The organism is Collinsella intestinalis (assembly GCF_902501455.1).
GTDB classification, from domain to species: Bacteria; Actinomycetota; Coriobacteriia; order Coriobacteriales; family Coriobacteriaceae; genus Collinsella; species Collinsella intestinalis.
This window is the reverse complement of record NZ_CABWIC010000011.1, coordinates 435014-453107: the sequence shown is the minus strand read 5'-3', so window position 1 is coordinate 453107 and position 18094 is coordinate 435014. Positions and strand designations below refer to the sequence as shown.

Below are 18094 nucleotides of genomic sequence, written 5' to 3'. Positions count from 1 at the left end.
GGAGCAATACATGAGATACTATCGCGACGAGCGCATCAAGGAGTCATTGGGCTGGATGAGTCCAATGCAGTACAGGAAATCGCTTGGCTTGGCGGCCTAGCGTCTCCAGAGTTTGGGGCGCATCCCCGTCTCACATGGGGACAGGCACAAATTGAGACATGTTTGGTATGGAGCATTTGTGGGCGCTTTGACTCGTACGCTACGTCTGGGTTTTTACTATCGGTGGGTACAACACGCGATGAGCCCAAACCAGCCGACCCCACAGAGGAGCTCAGATGAAAAGCAGCGAGCTTGCACGCATGGCCGGCGTGAGCGTCCGCACCCTGCGGCACTATCACGCCATCGGCCTGCTGCCCGAGCCGCCGCGCGGCGAGAACGGCTATCGTGACTACGAGCCCACGCACCTCTTGCGCCTCCTTCGCATCCGTCAGCTGGCCTCACTCGGTTTCTCGCTCGAGCAAATCGGTCCCATGCTTCAGGACCTCGACGCCAAGCGCGCCGAGGGCGACGAGTGCCGCGGTGCGTCCGATCGACTGCTCGACGACCTCGACAGACAGCTTCAAGAGCAGATCACTCAACTCGAGCGACAACGCGAGCTCATCGTGCGCATCCGCTCCGGCCAGGGCGAGCCCGACTATCCCGCCCGTGCCGCCCGCGCACTCGAAGCGATCGAGGACTTTGAGCGCACGAGCCATGGACAGGGCTTTTTGCTCTGCGCACTCACGGGCAACGACAAGACCGCGATGGGCGTCGCGGCGCACCTGTACTCCGATGACGAACTCGCCGAAATCGAACGCATCTTCCATGCCATCCCCGAGCGCGGCCTCACGCAGGAGTACCTCCATGTGAGCCGACTCATGGACTCGCTGCCGGCTCACGCGAGCACCGAGCGCCGCGAGGCCGCCATCCAAGCCGGCCTGGCCTTCCTCGAAAAGATCGACGATTGCTTCGACGTCCGCAACTGGCTCCGGCCCGACAAGGATTACGAGCTCGTACTCGAGAACATGGCCTCGGCACACTACAACGATGCGCAGATTGCCGCGTCCGACGAGCTGTTCACGCGGTTCACGCGACGCATGGCCGAGCGCGCGGAACACGGTGGGTGCATATCGTCGACCGAGGCCTGACGCATCCGATATGGCATCCGGGCGGCCGGGGCTTGTCGAGCCGGATTCTGGCCCGGCTCGGCACGCCCCGGCCGCCCGTCATAAAGCGCCCGTGATTGGGAACACTCAGTTGTGTGAGAATTCAAATCGAACCCGTTGTACGCACCAGAGGAGTTCCCGTGGAAGGCCTGTTCTCCATCTTCAAAATCCCGCTCGTGCAAAGCTCGCTGTGGGCACTCGCCCTTGCACTCGCAACCGCCATCGCTGCTCGCGTGGCAACGCGCATCCTCAAGCGCTACCTCAACCAGGAGAGCAATCCCCTGCCCTCCTCCAGCATCATCATCAATATCGCCCGCGGCGTGATCTGGGCGACAGGCATCAGCGTCATCTTGGATGCATGTTTTGGCGTCAACGCCAATGCTCTCGTAGCTGCTCTTGGCGTCGGCGGTATCGCCGTCTCGCTCGGCTTCCAAGACACGCTGTCCAACCTCATCGGCGGCTTGCAGGTGACCTTCATGGGGATCGTCAAGCCAGGCGACAATATCGAGGTCGGGGCGGAGGCCGGTGTCGTGCAAGACGTGACGTGGCGTCACACCACCATCCGCGACGCCATGGGGCAGACGGTGATCATCCCCAACTCGATCATTTCAAAGACCGCCCTCGTGCATCTGCTGCCGGCCAACCGCGTGGTTGTTCCGTTCGCTGTACCACGCGTTGGCGAGGATGGCTGTGCCCATACTCAGCACATGGACGATCTCGCCAAGCAGCTCGCCACCCTGGCGCTCGAAGCCGGCGAGGGCGTCTCCCCCGTCATCGACGGCCCGCGCGTCCTGTTCTCCGAGATCTCGGAGCTCGGCATCAAGGGCAAGATCATTCTGCAGGTCGAGGACACGTCGAAGACCTCCGCCGCTGCAGACGCCATCGTGCGCGCTATCGCAGCGCTCGTATAGGTCCTTCTCGCAGTCGAGTCGCCTCCGCGATCCGCTCTCCGCGTTTCGAGCACCGCAATCGAAATGCCGCGATTCGCGTATCGTGGCCCGTTCGCCCCACTTCCCGCTCATACACCCCTTCAAACAAATGGCGCTCGTGGATCGGCATCCACGGGCGCCATCTTCATCTTCCGTCAGCTCAACTGAGAAGCCTCTCCCCTACTTCCATTCCTTCTCAGCAACATCCACCATGTTCTCTATGAACTTGCGGCGATACAGGTTATCCTCCTTTATCTGGTGCCAACCCGCCTCGTTCACCAGCAGATCATCCAGGCGCACGCCGTAGCGGCTTTGCACCTCGTCGCGCTTGAAGACATAGTAGCTCTCATCGAGCGGCCCATCGCTTTCCGTCAGCGTAATCTGGATCTCGTTGACGAGCGGCATGGCGCAGAACACAGCGGTCACATCGTATGCGAGAGCGGCATCGACCGAATCGCCCTCGAGGGTCTCGGGCAGCTCGCGATACGCGAGACTCAGCACATCGACGCCCTTCGTCACATCGACATCGCTCGCGTATTCTCCCATGGGCAGTGAGCGCAGAAGCGTCTCCACCTTGGCGGCGTCAGTGAGATCGGTGTCGACATATTCCGCGACGACACCATAGCCGGCATTCACAACCTCCTCGGCGAGCTCATCCCCGAGCTCGCCATCGACCCAGACCTGGCCATTCTCATCGATGAAGATCTCAGAGTTCTTCTTAGTAGGGGTGGGGCTGGCATTGCCTGCAGCAGTCGACCCCGATTCGGAAGAACCCTCGCCCCGGGAGGCATCAACGTTCTCCACGTGCTCGGTCTGCTCGCCATCGTACTGATCGGGTGCCTTGATGCCAAACATCAGGCTGCACCCGGCAAAGCCGACACCCATAACCAGAAGACCGATTAGAACGCATGCCAGCACGACGGGCCATGTGCGCTTGCGTGGCGCTGATTGCTCAGGTTGCTGATGAAGAACCGCGACATTTTCCGTAATTGGCGTGGGGCCATCATGGGGCGTGCTCGCAACGGGATCCACTTGATCGGGGTCATGCGAATCCCCAGATTCATCGACAGCATCGCTTATGTCGTCCCCATCGCACTCATCCGACGAGGAGTCCGTCGGATTCTCGATGATGACGTCATCGATACTCGTCATGCTTTCCTTTGTCTGAGCAATCGCCTCGGATTCATCCAAGCCACTGGCGATCAAATCCTCGTAGCGGGCAACGAGATTGCCGTAGATCTCTTCTTTTAGCTCGATGTTCTCAGGAGTAAGCACCTTGCCTTCGAACAGGTGCTCAACGTACATGCGAAGCTCATTCATTGTTCGCTCCCATCCATGATCAACAGTCGGTCAATGATTCCACGGACGCGCTCCCAACGCTCAGTTGCCTCGACAAGCTCCTGAGCACCGGCATCCGTCAGCCGATAGTATTTTCGACGCGCGCCTTGCGTCTCGTTTCCCCAAAAGCTCTCAACGAACTTTTGACCTTCGAGACGTTTGAGACTCGTGTAGAGAGAAGGCTCCTTCATCTCATACTCGCCCAAACTCGCGGTGCCAATCGATTTGAGAATCTCATACCCATAGCTGTCACCCTTCGACAGCGTTTTGAGAATGATGGCGTCGATATTGCCTCGAATGAGATCGCTCACGGCATCACGGCTCGCCATATCGGTCACCTCCCCATTGTTTGACGTTGAGGTAACTGTATCACAGAGTACTATGTGTGTCGATGTACTCTTTCAGATATATATTTATGAAACACTCAGAGAAGGTTGCTCTTCCTGTTACGTCGCACAGGGCACTCCAGGTATTCAGCCCGATCCTTGAAGAGCTAAAAGAAAAACCCGGCTCGCACAAGGCGAACCGGGTTTCCGAGTCAAATGAGTTAAGCGAAATATCGCTTAGGCCTCCATGAAGTTGCGCTGGACGGCGGAGTCGATCTTGACGCCAGGGCCCATCGTGGAGGACACGGAGATGCTCTTGACGTACTTGCCCTTGGCGGAAGCGGGCTTGACGCGCAGGATCTCGGTGTAGAGGGCAGCGTAGTTCTCAACGAGCTTCTGCTCATCGAAGGAGACGCGACCCAGCGGAACGTGGCAGATGCCGTAACGGTCGGCACGATACTCAACGCGGCCAGCCTTGAGCTCGGAGACCATCTTGGCGACGTCCATGGTCACGGTGCCGAGCTTGGGGTTCGGCATGAGGCCACGGGGACCGAGGATCTTACCGATGCGACCAACCTTGGCCATCATCATCGGGGTGGCGATGGCAGCGTCGAAATTGATCTCGCCCTTCTGGATCTGGGCGATGAGCTCGTCGGAACCGATGACGTCGGCGCCGGCCTCAGCGGCCTGCTCGGCCTGAGCGCCCTCGGCGAAGACGGCGACACGGACGGTCTTGCCGGTGCCGTGGGGCAGGGAGATGGAGCCACGGATGTTCTGATCGGCCTTACGGGTGTCGATGCCGAGGCGGAAGTGAGCCTCAACGGTCTCGTCGAACTTGGCGTTAGCAAGCTCCTTCACGAGCTTGACGGCCTCGAGCGGCGTGTAAACGGCAGCGCGGTCAACCTTAGCGGCGGCCTCACGGAACTTCTTGCCATGCTTGGTAGCCATGTCATTACCTCCTGTGGTACAAGCGGGAAAACCCTCCCACATCGTTCACGTGCCCTTGTGGCACGAGAGTTACTGAAATGCGATGAGATGCGCGTTACTCGGCAATGGTGACGCCCATGGAACGGGCAGTGCCGGCAACGATCTTCTTGGCGGCATCAATGTCGTTGGCATTGAGATCGGGCATCTTGATCTCGGCGATCTTGGTGAGCTGCTCGTCGGTGAGCTGGCCGACCTTGTCGCGCTGAGGAACGGCGGAGCCGCCCTTAAGACCGAGCTCCTTCTTGATCAGGTGAGCCGCAGGCGGGGTCTTGCACACGAAATCGAAGCTACGATCCTCGAAGACGGTGATGACGACCGGGATAATGTCACCCATCTTGTCCTGCGTGGCGGCGTTGAAGGCCTGGCAGAACTGCATGATGTTGACCTGGGCGGCACCGAGGGCGGGGCCCACGGGAGGAGCCGGGTTGGCCTTGCCGGCCGGAATCTGAAGCTTGATGACGGTGGCAATCTTCTTCTCTGCCATGTCACACCTTCCTTAACAACGAATGAACGTAAAAAGCTATATATCGTCAGCGCATTCGCGTTAGAAGCACGAGTTCCGATGAGCGGTCGGACTCGAAGCGCGGCACGCGGACAAACACGGAAACTAGGCGATGACCTCGATCTGCTCGAACCCAAGCTCGACCGGCGTCTCGCGGCCGAAGATGAGGAGCGTGACCTTGACCTTGCCCTGCTCGGGCATAACCTCGGAGACCTTGCCGTCGAAGTCGGCGAGCGGACCGTTGGTGACGCGAATCGAAGTACCGACCTCAATATCCACGACAGCACGCTTGGGAGCGGAAGAACCCTTATCGGTCTTGCGCATCATCTTGTTGTACTCATCGCGGGAAAGCGGAGCGGGCTTGCCGCTGCCGCCGAGGAAACCGGTGACACCAGGGGTGTTGCGGACGCACGTCCAGGCATCATCATCCATCTCCATACGGACGAGGACATAGCCGGGGAAAATCTTGACGTCCTTCTCGTCGCGCTTGCCACCCTCTTTGAGCTCGGTGACATGCTCGGTCGGGATCTGGATATCGAAGATACGATCCTGCATGCCCATGGTCTCGATGCGGTGCTCGAGATCGGACTTGACGCGGTTCTCGTATCCGGAATAAGTGTGAACGACGTACCAACGCTTGGACATCTGCTTACCCCCTCAGGCTTGCGAAGAGCACGAGGCCCTGACCGATGACAAGGTCGAGGAGCGCGATGGCCACACCGACGACGATGAGCGAAGCGCACACCGCGACCGTGTAGTTGACGAGCTCGTTCTTAGTAGGCCACACGACGCGCTTCATCTCGGAGCGCACAGAAGCCAGATACGCCTTGCCGCGAGCGAACAGACCGGTCTTTTTCTCGGTCTTCTTCTGAGCGGACTTCTTGGTGCTCTTGTTATTGGCCATTGTGGCTTACCTCCGCGCGTTTGCGCCTAGACTTTAGAAAACGTAAGCCTCACAAGGAGGCTTACGATTACAGACTGGCACGCCAGGAAGGACTCGAACCCTCAACAGACGGTTTTGGAGACCGTTGCTCTACCAATTGAACTACTGGCGTGTATGCTTAGAGACTAGCGAGTCTCTTTGTGCAGCGTGTGCTTCTTGCACCAAGGGCAGTACTTCTTGATCTCCATGCGATCAGGCATGTTGGCCTTGTTCTTGGTGGTCGTGTAATTACGACGCTTGCAATCAGTGCAAGCCAGGGTAACCATAGTGCGCATGTATCTAAACCTCCATTTACCGCCCCTACGGGCACGGTCGCTAACATTACCATCGACCATCATGTGATGTCAATGCCAACGGTATTACCGTATCTATTCTGCAAAGGAGATTCACAACTTGAACGCAACTCGGAAGAGAATGCGATCAGAGGGCAGCGCAGATACGGGAATGCCGCCTTGCCGAGCCAATCACGAGCGTAAAGGCTGGCAGAAAAAGGACCCGGCACCAATTGTGGCGCCGGGTCCTACAAGTACGCCTAGATCAGCGGGTAACCGAAGTTACTCGATGATGGTGGAGACGATACCGGAACCCACGGTGTGGCCACCCTCGCGGATAGCGAAGCGCAGGCCCTCCTCCATGGCGATCGGGTGGATGAGCTCGCCGGTGATGGTGATGTGGTCACCAGGCATGGCCATCTCGGTGCCCTCGGGCAGACGGACGGAACCGGTCACGTCAGTGGTACGGAAGTAGAACTGAGGACGGTAACCATCGAAGAACGGGGTGTGACGGCCACCCTCGTCCTTGGTCAGGACGTAGATCTCACCGGTGAACTTGGTGTGAGGGGTAACGGAACCCGGCTTGCACAGAACCTGGCCGCGCTCGATCTCCTCGCGCTTGATGCCGCGGAGCAGCAGGCCGACGTTGTCGCCAGCCTCGCAGAAGTCCATGGACTTACGGAACATCTCGATGCCGGTGCAGACCGTGGACTTGGTCTCCTTGATGCCGACGATCTCGACGTTGTCGTTGAGCTTGAGCTCGCCGCGCTCGACACGACCGGTGGCGACGGTACCACGACCGGAAATGGTCATGACGTCCTCGACGGCCATGAGGAAGGGCTTCTCGTTGTCGCGCTCAGGCGTGGGGATGTACTCGTCAACGGCATTCATGAGCTCGCGGATGGAGTCCATCCACTTCTCCTCGCCGTTGAGGGCGCCGAGGGCGGAGCCGCGGACGATCGGCAGATCGTCGCCCGGGAACTCGTACTCGGAGAGCAGGTCGCGGGTCTCCATCTCGACGAGGTCGATGAGCTCGTCGTCGTCGACCATGTCGCACTTGTTCAGGAAAACGACGATGTAAGGAACGCCGACCTGACGGGCGAGCAGGATGTGCTCGCGGGTCTGGGCCATCGGGCCGTCGGTGGCGGCGATAACCAGGATAGCGCCGTCCATCTGAGCAGCACCGGAGATCATGTTCTTGACGTAGTCGGCGTGGCCGGGGCAGTCAACGTGAGCGTAGTGGCGGCTGGCAGTCTCGTACTCGACGTGGGAGACGGAGATCGTGATGCCGCGCTCGCGCTCCTCGGGAGCCTTGTCGATGTTCTCGAAGGCGGTGAAGTCGGCCTTGCAGCCCTCAGTCTCAGACAGAGTCTTGGTGATGGCGGCGGTCAGGGTCGTCTTACCGTGGTCAACGTGACCGATGGTGCCGATGTTAACATGCGGCTTAGTGCGCTCAAACTTTTCCTTGGCCATGAAGCCCTCCTTCTGGAAAAGGTTGCTCCCTTTTGGAGCAAGTCCCTACTTAACTTAAGCGGCCTCCTCGTTTCCTCGGAAGCCGCCATAGTTACCTGGTAGCGGTGACTGGATTCGAACCAGTGACAACACGGGTATGAACCGTGCGCTCTGACCAACTGAGCTACACCGCCAGATGGAGCCTGCAACCAGACTTGAACTGGTGACCTCTTCGTTACCAACGAAGTGCTCTACCGACTGAGCTATACAGGCCTGACTGGTGGGGATGATAGGACTCGAACCTATGAACCCAGAGGGAGCGGATTTACAGTCCGCCGCAGTTGCCGCTGTGCCACATCCCCAGTCATTGTCAAACTCTCGCACGAAGCTGCATTTCTGCGGTGCTCTGTGCTCGAGCGAAGTGAATAATAGAACGTGGCGAGTAAGCGTGTCAACAAAAGGTTTTATATACACGTGCCCGGGCGTATCGCAGTGCAGGTAGATGGCTTAATCTGCTTATGTTCGACATATGGTGACATGACCTTTTCTCTTTCAAGTCTCAAATCGCCAGGTTCTACTTTTGCGTGATGCAGCACCGTTTAATCGCCTGTCCGCAATCGAATGCGATTCTGATCCGCTTGTTGAAAAAAGCCCGGTTCCGCTTGGAAACCGGGCTTCTTGATTCTATGGAGCCAGCGACAGGAATCGAACCCGCAACCAACGGATTACAAATCCGTTGCTCTACCGTTGAGCCACGCTGGCACTTCGGGCGCCGCAGGCGCGCAAAGCTTGTTTAGGATAGCGGAGCTCTAACGGCCGCGCAAGGATTGCAGCTTGGCGAGGGATTCGGGGCTCAATCGGCTCCCGAGCGTCAACTTGATGTCCACGTTCTCCTCGCGGGCGCGCTCGAAATCGCGATTCATATCCTCGATCTCCTCCACGAGCATGCGGGCCGAGACGCGCGTCACGCCATGGCCCATGACGGTCGCCTGGATCATCGCGTCACTTGTCACCACCGAGCAGGCCCTCCCCTCCTCGCGCGCACGGGTGCACAGATCCTGGATCACCGTATCTGCTGTCACGCCCGTGGGTGAGAACTCGATGCGCACGCCGCCCTGCGGAAGGTTCGGGCGATCGGGCGACACGTTGCCCGCGGCGTCGAACACCACGACCGCCTCGTACTGTCGGCCCGCAAACGCGGCCACGTCGCCGACCAGGGCCGTTCTGGCGCGCTCATACACATCGCTGGAATAGGGGTGGTCGCCACGGTCGAACATGAGCCGCTCGTACTTCGGCGTGGCGTGGATGACGTTGTAGCCGTCGACCACGAGCAGCTCCTTCTTGCCCGAGCGGGCGCCGCGAGGCGGCACGGGCGTGCTCGAGGCGCCGAGACCTGCGAACGCGTTGCCAACACCATAGGTGCTTGCATCGACGATCGGCTTGGCCGAACCCTCGCCAAAACGCTTGGCCTTTGACTTCTGTCGATTCTTCTTCGTCACGACCCGTTTCCTCTACTTCCGTTCGGAGATCTCCGGTGTCTGCAAATTTTACGCCCGCGATATGGGGCGCTCCTAGGCTAGTGAGTCGCGGTTGCGGCGCATCCACTCGAAGCACAGGGCCGTGGCGGCCTGCGCGACATTGAGGCTCTCGGTCTCCCCGCGCTGCGGCAACTTGGTGGTGAAGTCACAGGTATCGAGCACCAGTCGGGAGATACCGTCGCCCTCCGACCCCATGACGAGCGCCACGCGGCCCTCAAACGGGGCATCCCAGCACACATCCTCCGCGTGCTCGGTGGCGCCGCCAACCCAAAAGCCAGCGGACTTGAGGTCCTCGAGGGCACGGACGATGTTGGGAACCTGTGCGATGGGCAGGTGCATGACGGCTCCTGCGGAGGTCTTGTACGTTGCGACGGTGACCTCGGCCGACCGCTTGTTGGGAATCACGACGCCAGCTGCACCCACAACCTCGGCAGAGCGCACGATGGCACCGAAGTTGCCGGCGTCGGTGACATGGTCGAGCACCACCACGAGCGCGGGTGCATCGGCCGGTGCGGCGGCGATGATGTCGGAGAGGTCGGCATAGGGGAACTTGCCAACTTCGAGGACGATGCCCTGGTGGGCGCCATGGCTCGAGATCGCGTCAAGCTGGGTGCGGGGCACACTCTTGACGCTCACGCCCGCCTCGCCAAGGCCGGCGAGCAAGTCGCGGATAGCCGGCTCGTTCTCCACACCCTGCGCGATCAGCGCGCGCTTGATGGGGAAGCCGGTGCGCAGCGCCTCAAACGCGGCACGGCGCCCCTCGATGTAATTGCCCTCGGCGGCATGGACGTCACGGCGCTGAGGCGCTGCGGTCTGCTGGGACCGAGACGCCTGAGGCATGCGCTGATGGGCCACAGACCTAGCCCCGCGTCCCTGCGCGCCCTTCGCGCGGCCCTCGGCCCCGCGCTTCGGCTTTCCCTGATAATCGCCGCCCTTTTGCGGGCGCTTCTTCTGTGCCATCTCGGCCCCTTTCAAAGCGATTCACTCGCTGACATTGTCACATCTCGGTACGCAAAATGCACCCGTCTCCCACACCCGCACGCGCTCATAACACACACGCCGCACCCGGGCACTCCGGATGCGGCGTGACATTTCTAACGTACGCCAACCTCAATTTAGGGACTGTCCCCAAATTGAGGTGATTTAGCGCCTACCCCCTAATTGAGACGGGGGAGCTAAGCGCGCTTGATGCGGGAGCCGGCGGCGGTGTCCTCGATAGCGAGGCCGAGCTCCTTCAGGCGATCGCGGATGGCGTCGGCGGTGCCCCAGTCCTTGGCGGCGCGGGCCTCCGCACGAGCAGAGAGGATGGCCTCGGCGGCCGCGTCAACGTCATCGCCCTCAAAGCCCACGAGCTCGGCGGCCACACCTGCGAGCTCGGCGGGCAGTGGTTCCTCGATCACGGGGAGCTTGACGCCCAGCTGTGCGAGCGCACCGCTGATCACGGCGGCGCAGACGCGCGCGGCGCCCTCGTCCACCGCGCCGGCGGCCTGCTCGAGGTACTTGTTGGCCTCGGTCACAAGCTGGAAGTAAGCGGCCACGGCACCGGCAGTATTGAAGTCGTCATCCATGCAGGCCTCGTAGTCGGCGGCGGCCTTTTCCATGGCGGCGGTCAGTGCATCGGCGAGTTCGGCGTTCGGCTCCCCTTCCGCGTGGTCGGCCGCCCACTTGAGGTTGCGGCAGGTGCCGGCGATACGCGCGAGCGAGTTCTCGGCGCCCTCGAGGCGCTCCCAGGAGAAGTCGAGCGGGCTGCGGTAGTGGGTCTGCAGCATGAGCAGGCGCAAGGCGGCGGCGGAATGCTTCTCGAGCACCTCGGCCAAGGTGAAGAAGTTGCCCAGGCTCTTGCTCATCTTCTCGCCGTCAACGAGCAACATGCCCGTGTGCATCCAGGTGTTGGCAAAACCCTCGTGCCAGGCGCAGGTGGCCTGGGCGCACTCGTTCTCGTGATGCGGGAAGGCAAGGTCGGAGCCGCCGCCGTGAATGTCGATGGGCGTGCCCAGATAACGGTGCACCATGGCGGCGCACTCGGTGTGCCATCCGGGACGGCCCTCGCCCCACGGGCTCTTCCAGGAAGGCTCGCCGGGCTTGGCGGCCTTCCACAGGGCAAAGTCCAGCGGGTCGCGCTTGTCCTCGTTCTCCTCGATGCGGGCACCCACCATGAGGTCATCGATGTTGCGGCCGGAGACCTCGCCGTAAGAGGGGTCGCTGCGCACGGAGAAGTACACGTCGCCGTTGTCGGCCGCATAGGCGTGACCGCCCTCGATCAGCGTCTTGATCATGCCGATCATGGCGCCGATCTCCTTGGTGGCACGGGGGCGCACATCCGGGTCGAGCACGTTGGCGGCGCGCATGACGCCGATGAACTTGTCGGAGAACTCGGTGGCGACCTCCTCGGCGGTGCGACCCTGCTCGTTGGCGCGGTTGATGATCTTGTCATCCACGTCGGTGAGGTTCTGAGCGAACGTGACCTCGTAGCCGCTCGCGATGAGCCAGCGGCGGATCACGTCGAAGCTGATGAAGGTGCGGGCGTTGCCGATGTGGATGTTGTCGTAGACGGTGGGGCCGCACACGTACATGCGGACCTTGCCCTCCTCGATGGGACGGAAGTCCTCTTTTTGGTGAGTGGCGCTGTTGTAGATTTTCATGGGTATCTCCTCCGGGGCGGGGCGGGGCACATCATCCGTGCTCAAACAGTCCTGGCTCGCACGAAGCGTCCACAGCACGCTTCGGCTCATGCGGAAACTGCGCGCGGACGATATGCCCCGCCTCGACCACATCGTTGTCTTCCTTGCATAGTCTATACGAGCGGACAACCTTGCAGAAGCTCGGACTTCCTCCTCGTCGGACAAGGAGATCCGCTCCAAAGAAAAAGAGGGATAGCGAACCGCCGCGGGCGGTTCTTTCAGCTACATCGCTCCAGCAGGCAGACGGACCAGGCGCCTATGCCCTCGCCTTCGCCCTCCCAACCGAGCTTTTCGGTGGTCGTGGCCTTGACGCCGATGTTTTCGACCGGGCAGCCGATGGCGCGGGCCAGATTCTCGCGCATGGCCTCGCGGTGTGGACCGATCTTGGGCTCCTGACAGGCGATAGTGCAATCGGCATCGACGAACTCGTAGCCCAAGCTGCGCGCGTGCTCCATCACCGCGGCGAGAAGCTTAAGCGAATCGGCTCCAGCGTAGGCCGGGTCCGTGTCGGGGAAGAGCTTGCCAATGTCGCCACCGCGGCAGGCGCCCAGGATGGCATCGGCTAGGGCGTGCGCGAGCACGTCGGCGTCGCTATGGCCGAGCAGGCCCTTGCTGTGCGGGATATCCACGCCACCGATGATGCAGCGGCGCCCCTCCACCAGGCGGTGTACGTCGTATCCATGGCCAATGCGCAGATTCGATGCCATGCTGCCCCCTTATCTCACAAAATGCACGGGCTAAGGATATACCCTGCGGCGCTTTTTCGCTTCACATCCGGGCTTGACGATCGCTCGCATCTTGCTTGATGAGGTTTTTCGTATCGTTTTTGAGGAACCCCGGATAGACCTCCTTTTCGAGCAATCACGACCTGCGCTTTTGCTCTGAAAATCGGAGGCCTACTTCGAGAAATCGAAATACGATACGAAAAACCTCAAGAAGGACTCTCCGGCGCGGCGCCGGGCGACGTGGAAGAGGCCCACATCGGAGGAACCGTCCGCCAAAACCGGACGCATCGCCATGGTCACCCACGAAGTCGGGCGCGCAGGGCCGCCTCGACCGGCGCCAGATCCTCGGGCAACGTAACCTTGAGGTTGTCGCGTGGGGCCTCGAACCCGCGCACGCGGCCGCCCATCCCCTCGACCAAAGATGCGTCATCGGTGCCCACGAAACCCGTGCGATCGACCCATTCATATGCTTTGATCAGGGACTTGGTCCAAAAGACCTGCGGAGTCTGCACTGTCCAGAACCGAGCGCGCGGCGGGGTCTCCACAAAGCAGCCGGCCTCATCGATGACCTTGAGCGTGTCGACCGCGGGCTGACCGCACACCACACCGTCAAGAGCATGCCCCCGACGAACACCGCCCGCAGTCGAACAGGCGCTCTCCCCCGCGGGATTACCAGCCGCCTCGGCGCCGCCCGCATCCACAAGGGCATCCGGCCCCGCATCATCTCCGGCAACGAGCGCCTCGATGGCGGCGTCGATGGTCTCGGGCAAGATCAGCGGGCGGGCGGCATCGTGCACGAGCGCGATCTCGCAGTCGGCCGGAACAGCAAACAAGCCGTTGCGGGTTGAATCCTGCCGCTCGGCGCCGGAGGGCGCGAACGCGATGGGCGTCAAGAACGAAAACGGTTCGACGGCGCGGCGCCGCATCTCATCGGACTTATCGGGCGGGCACACCACGACGATGCGCGACACGCGTTCGGCCGCGTCAAACGCCTCGAGCGTCCAGGTAATGAGCGGCTTACCGGCAACTTCGATCAACAGCTTTCCGCCCGGATTGCCAAAACGCGTACCCGAACCGCCCGCCACGATGATCGCGCAGGCGCGCGTCATGCCCTCGGCCATGCTTCCCTCCCCTTCAACGCGAAAGAGGCGCACCCGCGCCCCTCTCGCACTCTTCATCGATCAAAATCCGTGCGCCCCGGCCCCATGCGAGGCCAACGAAGCGCACAGCCCGGCACCCGAGGGCCTTAAGCCTCGCGCTTGCTGCCGTGCATCCGCGCGAGCGAATCCGCGAGAATCGCAGGGTTGTTGACGCCGAAATTGCCCAAGCGGTCGGGATCGTTCTTGATGTCGTCCATAAGATCTTGCAGCGAACCGTACTCATCCACGATGCGCTCTGCCACGCCGTCGCGCACGACGGATACGCGCGACAGGGTGCGCAGACCAAGCGGGGACATGACGGAGTCCTCGTCGAGGTCCTCAAAGCCAAGGGCCTTGGCGACCTTGCTGGGACTCGTGAGGTCCTGGGCCGACATCGACGAGAACACCTGTCGCACGCGCTCGGCATTCTCCTCGGAGGCATCGGCCGCATAGTCGCGAATCATAAGGCTGTATTCGGTCTCCATGCCGGCGCCGGCGAGCTGCTCGAGCTGCATCTGCACGAGCTTCCCCTGGTTGCCCAGCTTGGCGATGCAGTTCTGAAGCTCCACCTTGGCCTGCTCCATGATCTCGAAGCTCGAGAAGATGCTCGTGATATCGGCAAGCGTGACGTAATCGTCCAGCTCGAGCGCCGTAAGGCGCAAGAGCGAGCGGTCGAGTGAGGAGCGCGTGGTCTGAAGCGTGGAAACGAGCTGGTTCACCGAGCTCATGATCTCGGTCACCGGCTGAATCTGATAGGACTTGCCATCCACATAGACGTTCACCACGCCACGGCGCTCGGACACCGAGATAATCGTGGCGTCGGTGAGCACGCTCATGCGGGCCGCGGTGCGATGGCGCATGCCCGTCTCGCTCGTGGAGAGCGAGGGATCCGGATTGAGGTGGAAGTTGGCGCGCAGGATCTTGTTGAGCCCGCCGTCGATGACGATCGCGCCATCCATCTTGGAGAGCTCGAAAAGTCGGTTGCTCGTGAAAGAAATGTTCAGCGGAAAGCCATCGTTGCCGGCGGCAAGTACGGCCTCGGTATCGCCCACGCAGATGAGCGCGCCGATGTGGCCCGCGATGATCATATCGAGGGCGGTCCTCAGCGGTTGCCCCGGGGCGGTGAGGCGAACGGCCTCTTTCATGCGCTCGTCGGTGCTTTTCTGTTCCACGGCGGACCTCCCTTGTTTCTCGCTCGTTTTATTGTCGCACGAATCGCAGGACCCTCTTCAGATTTGCAGAAAAGTTACGATGCCACCACGCCTGCGGAGCGGAGGGGTCAAACAGACGCGGTTGACGGCCGTGTCAGACGAGCCGACTGCAAAGCGGCCAGCCGGAAATCTATCCGACTGGCCGCTCAAGGCTCGCAATTTCACATGGCTCAGTGCGCGCCGATGACTCAGTGCGCGCCGGCGCCCGATTGGATAAGCCCACCGGAGGTGCTTGCGGTGCGCGGGGCGCTCGTAGAGCGGCGCGGCGCCGAGGCGTCAAAACCCGCACCGAGCTCACCGGTCGCGCGAGGAGCGGGGATTTCGCCGGCAACATGGGTGAACACGAGTTCACCGTCGGCAAGGTCGCACTGGACCGTATCGCCCGCGGACCACTCGCCCGCCAGCAGCTCCTCGGACAGCGGGTCCTCAATGAGGCGCTGGATGGCACGGCGCAGCGGACGAGCGCCATTGGTGAGGTCGGTACCCTCGCGCACGATCTTTTCGAGTGCGGCGTCGGTCACCACGATATTCATCCCGTTGGCGATCAGACGCTGGCGCAGGTCGTCGACGAGCAGCTCGGCGATGTGCGTGAGGCTCTCCCCAGCGAGCTTCTGGAACACCACGATATCGTCCACGCGGTTGATGAACTCGGGGCGGAACAGGCGCTTGAGCTCCCCCATCGCACGGCCGCGGATCTCGTCGGCGGTAAGACCGGCCTCGCCCGTGGTGCCAAAGCCCACGCTCGAATCCTGTGCGATCTCGCGGGCTCCCACGTTGCTCGTCATGATGACGACCGTGTTGCGGAAATCAACGGTCTTGCCCTGGCTGTCGGTCAGGCGGCCCTCGTCGAGCACCTGCAGCAAGATGTTGAAGATGTCGGGATGCGCCTTCTCGATCTCGTCGAACAGCACCACCGAGTACGGGTTGCGGCGCACGGCCTTGGTGAGCTGGCCGCCCTCCTCATGTCCCACGTAGCCCGGGGGCGAACCGATGAGCTTGGAGACCTCGTACTGGCTGCCGAACTCGGACATGTCAAAGCTGATGAGCGCATCTTTGCTGCCGAACAGGTACTCGGCGAGCGTCTTGGCGAGCTCGGTCTTGCCGGTGCCCGTGGGGCCCAAAAAGATGAAGGAACCGCCAGGGCGGCGGGGGTCCTTGAGCGGGCTGCGGCTGCGCCGGATCGCCTTCGCGACGGCGGCGACCGCCTCGTCCTGCCCGATGATGCGCGTCTTGAGCGCGCTCTCACAGGCGAGCAGTCGACGGCTCTCGTCCTCCGTGAGCGACGAGACGGGCACGCCCGAGGTCACCGAGACGATGTCGGCGATCTGGGGCACATCGATGACGACCGGGCTCGCGTCGAGCTCGGCGTTCCAGGCGGCGCGGGCCTCACCCAGGGCGATTTCGGCGGTCTGCTGCTGTTCCTTGGCCTCGGCGGCGCGGTTCATGTCGTCCGCGGCGCTCGCCTCCTCGACGGCGGCCTTGAGCTCGACCACGCGGGCCTCGGCCTCGCGCACGGGCTCGGGCGCCTTGTTGCGCGCGATACGAGCGCGGGCGCCGGCCTCGTCGATGAGATCAATCGCCTTGTCGGGCAGGAAGCGGTCCTGGATATAGCGGGCCGAAAGACTCGCCGCCGCCTCAAGGGCCGCCTGCGTGTAACGGACGTGGTGGTGCTCCTCATATTTGGGAGCGAGCTTGGCAAGGATCGCCACGGTGTCGGACGCGCTCGGCTCATCCACGTCGATAGCCTGGAAGCGGCGCTCGAACGCCGGATCCTTTGCCAGGTACTTACGGAACTCCTCGGCGGTGGTGGCACCGATGATCTGGAAGGCGCCGCGTGCGAGGACCGGCTTGAGCATGGAGCTCGCGTCGATTGAGCCCTCCGCGGAGCCCGCGCCGATCAGCGTGTGCATCTCATCGATGAACAAGATGATGTCGTCGGCCTCGGTGGCCTCCGCTATCACACTCTTCAGGCGCTCCTCGAACTCGCCGCGATACTTTGCACCGGCCACCAGCCCGGGCAGGTCGAGCGTCCAGATGTTTTGGCCCATGAGGTTCTCGGGGACGTTGCCGGCGGAGATCTCCTGCGCCAGCCCCTCGACGATGGCGGTCTTGCCCACACCGGGGTCACCCAGGATGAGCGGGTTGTTCTTGGTACGACGAGAAAGGATCTCCATCATGCGGGAGATCTCCTTCTCTCGGCCGATGACCGGATCGAGCTTGCCCTCGCGCGCCTCCTGCGTGAGGTTGGTGCCGAACTGCGCGAGCACGCTCTCCGGCTTGCCACCGGCCTGGCCCTGCGCTCCGCCGCCGAAAAACGGCAGGCCCGCACCCGGACGACCGGAGCCGGCGCCCGCCAGGGGACGCTGCTTGCCCTGGTCCTTGGCCGTGAGCTTCTCCACGGCGCCGCGGACGCTCGCGCCCGAGACGCCCAGGCGGCGCAGGATGTCCACAGCCAGGCCGTTGCCCTCGCTCACGATGGCGAGCAGCAGGTGCTCCGTGGAGACATAGGTCTGGTTGTTCTCGCGCGCCAGACGGAAGCTCTTCTCCATCACCGAGATGACGAGCGGCGTGAATGCGAGCTTAGCGTCCTCGGGCTCAGGCTCCGAAGGTGCGGCCTTATGGATCTCGTTCAGCTGCTCGAGGATGTCGTCGTACGTGATCTCGAGATCGCGCAGCGCCTCGGCCGCCACGCCCTCTTGCTCCTTGGCCAGGGCGAGCAGCAAATGCTCGGTGCCGACCTTGGAGGTCTTGAGCGCTCGAGCCTCCTCTTTCGCAAGCGACATGACCTTGCGCGCTCGATCGGTGAATCGGTCCAACATGCGTCTACCTCGTTTATGCTCGTGGCGTGTTATCGAAAAACGTGTACCCAATGGCGCACCATGATAACCGATTGAGGTCAAAACGCG

General features: G+C 61.9%; 17 protein-coding genes and 5 tRNA genes. 2 read left to right on the top strand and 20 right to left on the bottom strand.

The window, feature by feature from the left end; genetic code table 11:
* Nucleotides 1-275 precede the first annotated feature (275 nt).
* Both AOBCEHNH_RS07010 and AOBCEHNH_RS07005 read left to right on the top strand, forming a co-directional pair.
* Entirely contained in the window at nucleotides 276-1127 is an 852-nt protein-coding gene (locus AOBCEHNH_RS07010; protein WP_152063696.1) for a MerR family transcriptional regulator, read from the top strand.
* 158 nt (nucleotides 1128-1285) lie between these two features.
* Nucleotides 1286-2056: a mechanosensitive ion channel family protein gene (locus AOBCEHNH_RS07005; RefSeq protein WP_152063695.1), complete on the top strand. Its 771-nt coding sequence runs from the start codon at nucleotides 1286-1288 to the stop codon at nucleotides 2054-2056.
* Between the two features lie 198 nt (nucleotides 2057-2254).
* On the opposite strand, the gene AOBCEHNH_RS07000 is transcribed toward AOBCEHNH_RS07005, so the two are convergent.
* The 20 genes from AOBCEHNH_RS07000 to AOBCEHNH_RS06905 all read right to left on the bottom strand — a co-directional run bounded on the left by AOBCEHNH_RS07000 (nucleotide 2255) and on the right by AOBCEHNH_RS06905 (nucleotide 18007).
* A complete protein-coding gene (locus AOBCEHNH_RS07000; protein WP_152063694.1) occupies nucleotides 2255-3394 on the bottom strand; it encodes a permease prefix domain 1-containing protein in 1140 nt (379 codons plus the stop codon).
* Nucleotides 3391-3741, bottom strand: coding sequence for a PadR family transcriptional regulator (locus tag AOBCEHNH_RS06995; RefSeq protein ID WP_006723102.1), 351 nt, complete (start codon nucleotides 3739-3741; stop codon nucleotides 3391-3393). The genes AOBCEHNH_RS07000 and AOBCEHNH_RS06995 overlap by 4 nt, the downstream gene beginning before the upstream one ends.
* Before the next feature lie 234 nt (nucleotides 3742-3975).
* Nucleotides 3976-4686 (bottom strand): 50S ribosomal protein L1, encoded by a 711-nt coding sequence (gene rplA, locus AOBCEHNH_RS06990; RefSeq protein ID WP_006723103.1) that lies wholly within the window; start codon nucleotides 4684-4686, stop codon nucleotides 3976-3978.
* 94 nt (nucleotides 4687-4780) lie between these two features.
* Nucleotides 4781-5209, bottom strand: a complete 429-nt coding sequence (gene rplK / locus AOBCEHNH_RS06985; RefSeq protein ID WP_006723104.1) for a 50S ribosomal protein L11 — start codon at nucleotides 5207-5209, stop codon at nucleotides 4781-4783.
* Between the two features lie 123 nt (nucleotides 5210-5332).
* A complete protein-coding gene (gene nusG, locus AOBCEHNH_RS06980) occupies nucleotides 5333-5872 on the bottom strand; it encodes a transcription termination/antitermination protein NusG (RefSeq protein WP_006723105.1) in 540 nt (179 codons plus the stop codon).
* Between the two features lie 4 nt (nucleotides 5873-5876).
* On the bottom strand, nucleotides 5877-6131 hold the full coding sequence (gene secE, locus AOBCEHNH_RS06975) for a preprotein translocase subunit SecE (protein ID WP_152063693.1): 255 nt from the start codon (nucleotides 6129-6131) through the stop codon (nucleotides 5877-5879).
* 75 nt (nucleotides 6132-6206) lie between these two features.
* Nucleotides 6207-6282 (bottom strand) — tRNA-Trp (locus AOBCEHNH_RS06970).
* Nucleotides 6283-6295: 13 nt separating this feature from the next.
* Nucleotides 6296-6445, bottom strand: a complete 150-nt coding sequence (rpmG, locus tag AOBCEHNH_RS06965; RefSeq protein ID WP_039910339.1) for a 50S ribosomal protein L33 — start codon at nucleotides 6443-6445, stop codon at nucleotides 6296-6298.
* Nucleotides 6446-6724: 279 nt separating this feature from the next.
* Complete coding sequence (gene tuf, locus AOBCEHNH_RS06960; RefSeq protein ID WP_006723109.1) at nucleotides 6725-7915, bottom strand: elongation factor Tu; 1191 nt, start codon at nucleotides 7913-7915, stop codon at nucleotides 6725-6727.
* Nucleotides 7916-8011: 96 nt separating this feature from the next.
* Nucleotides 8012-8088, bottom strand: a tRNA-Met gene (locus AOBCEHNH_RS06955).
* Nucleotides 8089-8091: 3 nt separating this feature from the next.
* Nucleotides 8092-8167: transfer RNA gene (locus tag AOBCEHNH_RS06950), tRNA-Thr, on the bottom strand.
* Between the two features lie 5 nt (nucleotides 8168-8172).
* Nucleotides 8173-8256, bottom strand: a tRNA-Tyr gene (locus AOBCEHNH_RS06945).
* A 325-nt stretch (nucleotides 8257-8581) separates the two neighbouring features.
* A tRNA-Thr gene (locus AOBCEHNH_RS06940) sits at nucleotides 8582-8656 on the bottom strand.
* Between the two features lie 47 nt (nucleotides 8657-8703).
* The gene (locus tag AOBCEHNH_RS06935) at nucleotides 8704-9393 is read right to left on the bottom strand and encodes an NYN domain-containing protein (protein WP_006723110.1); all 690 of its coding nucleotides are present in this window, start codon (nucleotides 9391-9393) and stop codon (nucleotides 8704-8706) included.
* 72 nt (nucleotides 9394-9465) lie between these two features.
* Nucleotides 9466-10392, bottom strand: a complete 927-nt coding sequence (gene rlmB, locus AOBCEHNH_RS06930; protein ID WP_152063692.1) for a 23S rRNA (guanosine(2251)-2'-O)-methyltransferase RlmB — start codon at nucleotides 10390-10392, stop codon at nucleotides 9466-9468.
* 215 nt (nucleotides 10393-10607) lie between these two features.
* Nucleotides 10608-12074 carry a cysteine--tRNA ligase gene (gene cysS / locus AOBCEHNH_RS06925; protein WP_152063691.1) on the bottom strand — a complete coding sequence of 489 codons (1467 nt, stop codon included), beginning with the start codon at nucleotides 12072-12074 and terminating at the stop codon, nucleotides 10608-10610.
* Between the two features lie 257 nt (nucleotides 12075-12331).
* A complete protein-coding gene (gene ispF / locus AOBCEHNH_RS06920) occupies nucleotides 12332-12820 on the bottom strand; it encodes a 2-C-methyl-D-erythritol 2,4-cyclodiphosphate synthase (RefSeq protein ID WP_006723113.1) in 489 nt (162 codons plus the stop codon).
* 314 nt (nucleotides 12821-13134) lie between these two features.
* Nucleotides 13135-13959: an IspD/TarI family cytidylyltransferase gene (locus AOBCEHNH_RS06915; protein ID WP_152063690.1), complete on the bottom strand. Its 825-nt coding sequence runs from the start codon at nucleotides 13957-13959 to the stop codon at nucleotides 13135-13137.
* A 125-nt stretch (nucleotides 13960-14084) separates the two neighbouring features.
* Nucleotides 14085-15149, bottom strand: coding sequence for a DNA integrity scanning diadenylate cyclase DisA (gene disA / locus AOBCEHNH_RS06910; RefSeq protein WP_006723116.1), 1065 nt, complete (start codon nucleotides 15147-15149; stop codon nucleotides 14085-14087).
* Nucleotides 15150-15376: 227 nt separating this feature from the next.
* Nucleotides 15377-18007 (bottom strand): ATP-dependent Clp protease ATP-binding subunit, encoded by a 2631-nt coding sequence (locus AOBCEHNH_RS06905; protein WP_152063689.1) that lies wholly within the window; start codon nucleotides 18005-18007, stop codon nucleotides 15377-15379.
* Between the last annotated feature and the right edge of the window lie 87 nt (nucleotides 18008-18094).